The sequence below is a fragment of the Romboutsia sp. genome, assembly GCF_035470145.1.
In the GTDB taxonomy this organism is placed as follows: domain Bacteria; phylum Bacillota; class Clostridia; order Peptostreptococcales; family Peptostreptococcaceae; genus Romboutsia_D.
The window spans coordinates 1-8,257 of record NZ_DATIRC010000378.1; the positions used below are offsets into that span (position 1 = coordinate 1).

Here is an 8,257-nt window from a genome sequence, read left to right on the forward strand (position 1 = left end):
AAGGAGATATATATGCATGATACTAAAGATTTAAGGGATAGTAAAAAATTAATAACGGATATCCAAGCTCAATACCCAAGGTTTAGTAAGGGACAAAAATTAATAGCACAATACATTTTAGCAAATTATGATAAAGTTGCATTTATGACAGCATGCAAATTAGGAGACACTGTAGGCGTTAGTGAATCAACAGTTGTTAGATTTGCAAATGCACTAGGATACTCAGGGTATCCAAAATTGCAAGCAGCGCTTCAAGAATTAATAAAAAATAAATTAACAACAGTGCAAAGAGTAGAAATGGCAAAAGAGTATAGTGATGACTATACTATACTTAATAAAGTATTAAAAAGTGATATGGACAACATAAGAACCACTTTAGACGAAATTGATAAAAAGGCTTTTGAAGAATCTGCAACTAAATTATTAAAAGCAAGAAAAATATATATACTAGGTATGAGAAGTTCTTTTACAATAGCTCAATATTTAGGATTTTATTTAGATATAATACTTGATAATGTTCACATAATTAGAATGGATATGGGAGATGCCTTTGAGCAAATAGTTAGAATTAATGAAGAGGATGTTATAATAGCTATAAGTTTCCCAAGATATTCTAAAAAATCATATCAAATAGTAAGTTATGCTAAAGAAAAAGGAGCTCATATAATATCTCTAACAGATAGCTTATTTGCACCAGTGGCATCACTTGCAGACAATACTCTTTTAGTAAAAAGTAATATGGCATCATTTGTTGATTCATTAGTTCCGGCTTTAAGCATAGCAAATGCACTTGTAATAGCTGTAGGTATGAAAGAAAAAGAAGATATAAAGCAACACTTTGATGATTTAGAGCAAATATGGGATAAGTATTCAGTATATGAGTAGAATTTATTAGGTAAGTAATATACTTAAGTTGTAAAGCTAAGTATATTACTTGCTTTTTTTATTTGAATTTTTTATAATATTTTTAATTTCCACTTTACATACCCTAAATTTATAATTTATTTTATAGTTACATAATAAGAGAATACAATTAGATAAGTATTATCTAAAAATTAGAACTATATTAGAAAATGAAATTTAATACTACTGTAATTATGTTTTTTATAGTAAAATTAATAAAAGATTGTATAATTAGGGGAGGAAAATATGATTCAAAAAATAGATATAGCGATACTTGAATTTATTAATAATAACGTACAAAACCCTATTTTAGATAAGATTATGCCCAGTATAACATCTCTAGGGGATAGTGGTATGATTTGGATTATAATATCTTTAATACTAATGATTAGTAAAAAGTATAGAAAAGTAGGTGTTTTATCTCTTTTAGCATTAACGCTGAGTACTATTATAGGAGAGGGAATATTAAAAAATATAGTACAAAGGCCTAGACCTTTTTATAAACTTACAAATATTCAATTATTAATAGAAAAACCACCATCTTATTCTTTTCCTTCAGGACATACAGGTTCATCATTTGCAGTTGCAGGGGTTATAGGAATCTTAATAAAGAAATATAAAATACCTGTTATGATTTTAGCAGGACTTATGGCTTTTTCTAGAATGTATTTATTTGTCCATTATCCTACAGATATATTGGGAGGGATAGTATTAGGGCTAAGTTGTTCTTATATAGTTACCTATAAAGTTGTGAAGAATAAAGATTAAAAATATGAAACCTCTATTTTATAATAGAGGTTTATTTTATTTGAATATTGACAATACTAAAACAGGATTGGAAGTAACAGGAAAGAATATAGGAGTTGAAATTAATGAGTGTAAGTCAAAAGTATACTATTGGTATTCCAAGGGCATTACTTTATTATAAACACAGTGTTCTTTGGAAAAATTTTTTTAAAGAACTTGACTGTGACATTGTATTAAGTCCCAAAACTACAAAGAAGTTATTAGATGATGGTATTGCTAATTCAATAGATGAAAGTTGTTTATCAGCAAAAATTTTTATGGGACACGTTAATTATCTAAGGGGAAAAGCTGATTATATATTGGTTCCTCGAATTGTCAGCTATGGAAAAAATGAATCTACTTGTACAAAATTCCATGCACTTTATGATATAGTAAAAAACACATTTGATGATATAAATTTATTAGATTATAACCTAGATGTTGAAAATGGAAGTAGGGAATTTTCAGGTTTTTATAAAATGGGCTTAAATTTCACCAAAAATCCTATGAAAATTTATAACGCATATAAAAAAGCAAAAAAATCTCAGAAACTTGAAAATAAGAAAATGGAAGCTTATCAAGAAGAATTATTAGAACAAAATAATAAATTAAAAATACTAGTTGTTTCTCATCCGTATAATATTTACGACGAATTTATAGGACAGCCAATTGTTAAATATCTAAAGCAACTTGATACTTGTCCTATATATGCAGACGTTTTGGATGAAGGTACGGCTAAACAAAAATCAAAACAAATATCTTCAGGGTTATATTGGAGTTATAATAAAGAGTTAGTAGGAGCCATTGAACATTATAAAGATAAAATTGACGGTATTATTTTTTTAGTAGCTTTCCCATGTGGACCTGATTCTTTAGTTAATGAATTATGTCAAAGAAAAATTAAAGATATACCTATCATTACTATTGTATTAGATGAATTACAAGGAGAGGCAGGACTACATACTCGATTGGAAAGCTTTATTGACATAATTAATATGAAGAAACAAGATAATGAAGAACTTGTAAGACAGGAGAGATGTAAGTATGAGTAATAATAAGGAGAAGGTTATTAGCTTTCCTCATATAGGTAACTATCATACTCCAATTACAAAGCTAATTGAAAATACTTTAGAAGGAAAAGTTGTCTTAGCACCACCGATAACTAAAAAAACAATAGATTTAGGTGCTAAAAATAGTCCTGATTTTGTTTGTGTTCCTTTTAAATACAATTTAGGAAATTATATAGAAGCTTTAGATAATGGAGCAAATTTTTTAATTCAAGCAGGTGGTGGCTGCCGCTTTGGATATTATGGAGAAGTTCAAGAACAAATTCTAAAAGATTTAGGGTATGATTTTGAGTTTTTTAGCCTTGTTGATACTAGTAATGTCAGTCCTATTGCTTATTATAAAGAATTTAAAAAGATAAATCCTAAATTGAATTTTAGACAATTTTATTCAGCATTTAAACTAGCTTTAGAACAAGTAAATGCAATTGACGATATTGAAAAATATATTAGAGAAAATATAGGATTTGAAGTTAATGAAGGTAGTTTTGAAAAATTAGAAAAAAGCTTTCATAGTGATTTAAGTAAAACAAACAATACAAAAGAAGTAAAAAATATATATAACGAATATAAATTTAAATTTGAACAAATTCCAATAGATAAACCTAAAAATCCATTAAGAGTTGGTATTGTAGGGGAATTATATGTTTTAATGGAGCCGTTTAGTAGTTATTTTATAGAAAAAGAGATGGCAAAAAAGGGAATAGAAGTCAAAAGATTCATTACTATTTCTTATTTATTGTTCTCAAAAGATCATAATGAGAAAAAATTAATAAAATATGCAAATCCATATTTAAAGTATGCTATTGGAGCTGATGGAACTGATAGTGTGGCAAGGACAAAACAACTAGCAGAATCGGGATTTGATGGAATTATTCATATTAAGCCATTTGGATGTACTCCTGAGGTTAACTCTATGCCACCAGTACAAAGGGTAAGTAGAGATTATAATATTCCAGTATTATACTTTAGTTTTGATACTCAAACCTCTGAAACAGGTATAAAAACAAGACTTGAGGCTTTTTATGATATGCTTATCATGAGAAAGGAGAAAATATAATGGAAAAGGGGTACTTAGGAATTGATATAGGATCCATATCTACTAAAGGTGTTATTGTTGACGAAGATAATAAAATTTTGGCAAAAACTTATCTTTGGACAGAAGGAAATCCTATTAATGGAGTTAAACGAGTTTTAGAAGATTTACAAATACAATTAAGAGAAGATATTGAGGTAGTATCTGTTGGAACTACTGGATCGGCTAGAGAACTTATAGGTAGTATTTTAGATGCTCAAGTAGTAAAAAATGAAATTACAGCTCATGCTATTGGAACACTTTCTATTTATCCTGAGGCTAGAACTATATTTGAAATAGGTGGACAAGATAGTAAAATTATAATTATGGATAACGGAATTGTAACTGATTATGCCATGAATACTTTATGTGCAGCAGGAACTGGGTCATTTTTATCATCACAATCTAAGCGTCTTGGAATTGGAATTGAAGAACTAGGAGATTATGCACTACGTTCTAAGAATCCAACTAAAATTGCAGGCCGTTGTACCGTTTTTGCAGAATCTGACTTAGTTCACAAAGCTCAAATTGGTCATAGTAAAGAAGACATTATTGCTGGACTTTGTAAAGCAGTTGTTACAAATTACCTAAATAATGTTGGAAAAGGTAAAAATATTAAATCTCCAATAGTTTTTCAAGGCGGAGTTAGTAAAAATCTAGGAGTTATTAAGGCTTTTGAAGAATCTGTAGGGAAAGAAGTACATGTTGATGAAAATGGACATTTAATGGGTGCTTTAGGAGCTGCCATTTTAGCAAAAAAATCTGGTAAAGAAAAAACTTTTAATTTCGGTGTTAAAGAAATGAAATTTACAACTTCAGGAAAAGATTGTGACCACTGTTCTAATAATTGTGAAATAGTTTGTGTAATGAGAGATGATGAATTTCTTGATGCTTGGGGAAATCGTTGCGAAATAGGTTTACACAGTATACGTAAGATTATGAAAAATAGCATATAGAAAAAAGTGTAGATAAGTTTTATTTAATATAAAACATTAAACAAAGGTATCCTTTAATATATATTCATAAATAAGGGGTCGTGATTCACGCCCCCTTATTATTAATGAATCATTTTACCCAATACCACCATAAATAACACCAAGTATAATGACAATAACCGTAACAGGAACAAACACCCATCTTCCAAAAACAATAAACCAATTACCTAAAGGCCTTTTAGCACCTTTATTCACTTCTTCTAAAATATCACCTTTAAACAAGAAGAAAGAAACAATAGCAACAATCATAGCTCCAGTAGGAGAAACAATTATAGTAATAAAATTAGCAAATGAATTGAATTTATCAATATCAGTAGTAAGTGGAAGTGCAAGTATAAAACAAACTACAGCTACTAACACAGAAGCTTTTTTTCTACTTAAATTGCTTATAGATATTATAGCTTCAACAGGGCCTTCTAGCATACTTACAGAAGATGAAATAGCAGCGAGTATTATACTTAAGAAAAATAAAATGCTTAAAATATTTCCATAAGCCATTGATTTAAATATAGATGGAACAGTAATAAATAAAAGTGATGGTCCAGCAGCTGGATCAAGTCCAAAAGCAAATACAGCAGGCATTATCATAAAAGCAGCCAAAAGAGCAGCTATAGTATCAAATAAAGCAGTAGAGAAAGAAGATGAAATTATATCAAACTCATCATTCGTGTAGCTACCGTAAACAACCATACCACAACCTGTAAGAGAAACAGTGAAAAATGCTTGTCCAAGTGCCATAATCCATGTTTCCATATTAAGTAAAACTCCCCATCTTGGCTTAAGTAAGTATTCAACACCAGCCATTGCCCCAGGTAAAGATATAGATCTTATTGTAAGTAATATAAATAATAAAAGTAATAAAGGCATTATTATTTTATTTAATTTCTCAATTCCTTTAGAAACACCTAAGCAAACTATTAATAAAGTGATTAGCATAGCTAATAAAAACCAAGGTATAGAAGCTGTTGTTCCTGCAAATGAATCAAAGTAAGTAGTAGTATCGATACTTTGTATTTCTCCAGTAACACTTAAAGCAAAATATTTTAAAATCCACCCAATTACTATAGAGTAAAACATTAAAATACCTGTTAAACCAATAACTGGAATAGATGAAACTAAAGAAGCACCTTTTAAATTTCTACTTTTGAATACTTTTTTTATACCAGTAATAGAGCCTGCTCTGAAAGTTCTACCAAATGTAAATTCAGTTATTAAACCTGTTGTACCAAGGAAAAATACGAATAAGAAATATGGAATTAAAAATGCAGCGCCACCGTATGTACCTAGTCTATAAGAGAACATCCAAATATTACCTAAACCTAAAGCGGCACCAATGCAAGATATTATAAATCCAAATTTTGAAGAGAAAGTTTCTCTATCATTGTTATGAGATATTTTTTCACTCATTTAAATTTTCCTCCTAAATATTATTATATATAAATAAAAAAGGCCACATAGTTACACTACATGACCTTTTTATGCCTAGGATTAAAAAAAGGTCACATAGTGATTATCTATGTGACCAAATTTATTTTACACAAATTAGCCATCATAGATACAAACTTCATGGTTTGTATCTATGATGAAATTACTTTATATCATAAATACAAACCTATCTAAAATAGCTATAATAAAACATATTAAGTTTTGTTAATTGTAGGATTGTATTAGTATTCATTATTTTTAAATCTCCTTTGAAAAATTTATTAATTTATTTGATATTGATTATACGTATATATATGATATATGTCAAGAATAAAAATTAAAAATTCCAAATAATAAGCAAATAAAAAAAAGTTGAAAAAGTCTAAATAATGTGATAAAACTATATTAATATAAATAATGAACCTAGGGTAGAGGTGCTGTAATTATAAGTACTCAATAATAGCTGGCGAGCGATGATGATTGAGGAAAGGAATTACAGCCGAAGAAAGTTTGTTGGTAAATAAATTTTCTGGCTTTGCATATAATATATGCACGGCTGTCACTTATTCTTAAGTGGGGAGCTACAAGGTTTACTTTGAGTGTAAAAATGTCCAAAGTATTCCTTTGGGCATTTTTTTATATTGAAGGAAATTATATTTCAAATGTGGACGAATCATTTGATTTAATGGAGGGATAAAATATGGATGTAGTAGTTCAAAAATATGGAGGAAGTTCTGTCAGTTGTACTGATAAAATAAAATCAATTGCTAAAAATATAATACAAAGAAAAAAACAAAATTCTAAAATTGTGGTAGTAGTATCAGCCATGGGCGATACTACAGATGATTATATAAAACTAGCAAATGGTATAACAGAAAAGCCAAGCAAAAGAGAATTAGATGTATTAATGTCAACAGGAGAAATGATATCAGCATCACTTTTAGCCATGGCTCTTAATTCATTAGGCTGCGATTCGATAAGCTATAGTGCATATCAATTACAAATAAGCGCTAGTGGTTCTCATGGGAAATCACAAATTGATGATATAGATGTTAGTAAAATAGAAAAAAGTTTAGAAGAAGGAAAAGTCGTAATAGTAACTGGGTTTCAAGGTGTAAATGATAAGGGTGATATAACGACTCTTGGTAGAGGGGGGTCAGATACATCTGCTGTAGCTTTAGCGGTAAAGTTAAATGGTAAATGCGAAATTTATACTGACGTAGATGGTATTTATTCTACAGACCCTAGAAAATATAAAGATGCAAAAAAGTTACAAGAAATCGAATATGAAGAAATGTTAGAATTAGCAAGCTCGGGAGCACAAGTAATGCACTCAAGAAGTATAGAACTGGCTCAAAAGCATGGAATAGAAATTTATGTCGGTCTTTCATGTGGGAAAGAAAAAGGAACTTATATAAGGGGAGGAAAAGAAATGAAATTAGAAGGTAAGGTAATAACAGGTTTAGCTACTAGCGATGAGGATACATCTATAACTATAAAGGATTTTAATTCAAATAATATTGCTAGCCTATTTGAGGATATTGCAAATAAGGGAATAAGTGTAGATATGATAAGTCAAACTGCACCAGTTGATGAAAAGATAAGTGTATCTTTCACAATACCTAAAGAAGAACTAAATGAATGTAAATCTATAGTATCTAGCTATGCAAGTGATGAGGAAGTAGTTATAGATAATAATATTACAAAGTTTTCTCTAGTAGGCCTTGGAATGAAAAATACTCATGGTGTAGCCTCTAAGGTATTTAAGATATTTAATGAAAATAATATAGGAATAAAGCTTATAACTACATCTGAAATAAGAATAACATGTGCTATAGATAGTAAGGATAAACAAATTGCAATAAATAAAATAGCTAGAGGATTTGATTTATAATAAAAAATATAGAAAAATTTATCATATAATTAAAGTTAAATAATAGAAATTGAATATATTTATCTAAAATATATTGACAATATTAAAAAAAGATAATAAAATAGTCAAAAATGAA

Annotated in this window: 7 protein-coding genes and 1 riboswitch; of the genes, 6 read left to right on the top strand and 1 reads right to left on the bottom strand. The window is 28.8% G+C overall.

Translation table 11 applies throughout. The features are described from left to right. Positions 1 to 12 precede the first annotated feature (12 nt). The 5 genes from VLM92_RS14840 to VLM92_RS14860 all read left to right on the top strand — a co-directional run bounded on the left by VLM92_RS14840 (position 13) and on the right by VLM92_RS14860 (position 4,784). Positions 13 to 885 (top strand): MurR/RpiR family transcriptional regulator, encoded by an 873-nt coding sequence (locus VLM92_RS14840; RefSeq protein ID WP_325277100.1) that lies wholly within the window; start codon positions 13 to 15, stop codon positions 883 to 885. A gap of 264 nt (positions 886 to 1,149) precedes the next feature. After that, positions 1,150 to 1,671, top strand: coding sequence for a phosphatase PAP2 family protein (locus VLM92_RS14845; RefSeq protein ID WP_325277101.1), 522 nt, complete (start codon positions 1,150 to 1,152; stop codon positions 1,669 to 1,671). A 104-nt stretch (positions 1,672 to 1,775) separates the two neighbouring features. Continuing rightward, positions 1,776 to 2,741 carry an acyl-CoA dehydratase activase-related protein gene (locus VLM92_RS14850; protein WP_325277102.1) on the top strand — a complete coding sequence of 322 codons (966 nt, stop codon included), beginning with the start codon at positions 1,776 to 1,778 and terminating at the stop codon, positions 2,739 to 2,741. Next, positions 2,734 to 3,813 carry a 2-hydroxyacyl-CoA dehydratase gene (locus tag VLM92_RS14855; RefSeq protein WP_325277103.1) on the top strand — a complete coding sequence of 360 codons (1,080 nt, stop codon included), beginning with the start codon at positions 2,734 to 2,736 and terminating at the stop codon, positions 3,811 to 3,813. The genes VLM92_RS14850 and VLM92_RS14855 overlap by 8 nt, the downstream gene beginning before the upstream one ends. After that, the gene (locus VLM92_RS14860; RefSeq protein WP_325277104.1) at positions 3,813 to 4,784 is read left to right on the top strand and encodes an acyl-CoA dehydratase activase; all 972 of its coding nucleotides are present in this window, start codon (positions 3,813 to 3,815) and stop codon (positions 4,782 to 4,784) included. Before VLM92_RS14855 ends, VLM92_RS14860 begins: the two co-directional genes overlap by 1 nt. A gap of 114 nt (positions 4,785 to 4,898) precedes the next feature. Here VLM92_RS14860 and VLM92_RS14865 read toward each other — a convergent pair whose 3' ends face one another. Then, a complete protein-coding gene (locus tag VLM92_RS14865; protein ID WP_325277105.1) occupies positions 4,899 to 6,230 on the bottom strand; it encodes a sodium-dependent transporter in 1,332 nt (443 codons plus the stop codon). Between the two features lie 439 nt (positions 6,231 to 6,669). Next, positions 6,670 to 6,840, top strand: a riboswitch (Lysine riboswitch). Between the two features lie 108 nt (positions 6,841 to 6,948). Between VLM92_RS14865 and VLM92_RS14870 the strand changes: the two genes are divergently transcribed. Then, positions 6,949 to 8,142: an aspartate kinase gene (locus VLM92_RS14870; RefSeq protein ID WP_325277106.1), complete on the top strand. Its 1,194-nt coding sequence runs from the start codon at positions 6,949 to 6,951 to the stop codon at positions 8,140 to 8,142. The last annotated feature ends 115 nt before the right edge of the window (positions 8,143 to 8,257 follow it).

Coding starts and splice junctions, on each gene's coding strand:
- VLM92_RS14840 (WP_325277100.1), top strand. CDS start 13: ATGCATGATACTAAAGATTTAAGGGATAGTAAAAAATTAATAACGGAT.
- VLM92_RS14845 (WP_325277101.1), top strand. CDS start 1,150: ATGATTCAAAAAATAGATATAGCGATACTTGAATTTATTAATAATAAC.
- VLM92_RS14850 (WP_325277102.1), top strand. CDS start 1,776: ATGAGTGTAAGTCAAAAGTATACTATTGGTATTCCAAGGGCATTACTT.
- VLM92_RS14855 (WP_325277103.1), top strand. CDS start 2,734: ATGAGTAATAATAAGGAGAAGGTTATTAGCTTTCCTCATATAGGTAAC.
- VLM92_RS14860 (WP_325277104.1), top strand. CDS start 3,813: ATGGAAAAGGGGTACTTAGGAATTGATATAGGATCCATATCTACTAAA.
- VLM92_RS14865 (WP_325277105.1), bottom strand. CDS start 6,230: ATGAGTGAAAAAATATCTCATAACAATGATAGAGAAACTTTCTCTTCA.
- VLM92_RS14870 (WP_325277106.1), top strand. CDS start 6,949: ATGGATGTAGTAGTTCAAAAATATGGAGGAAGTTCTGTCAGTTGTACT.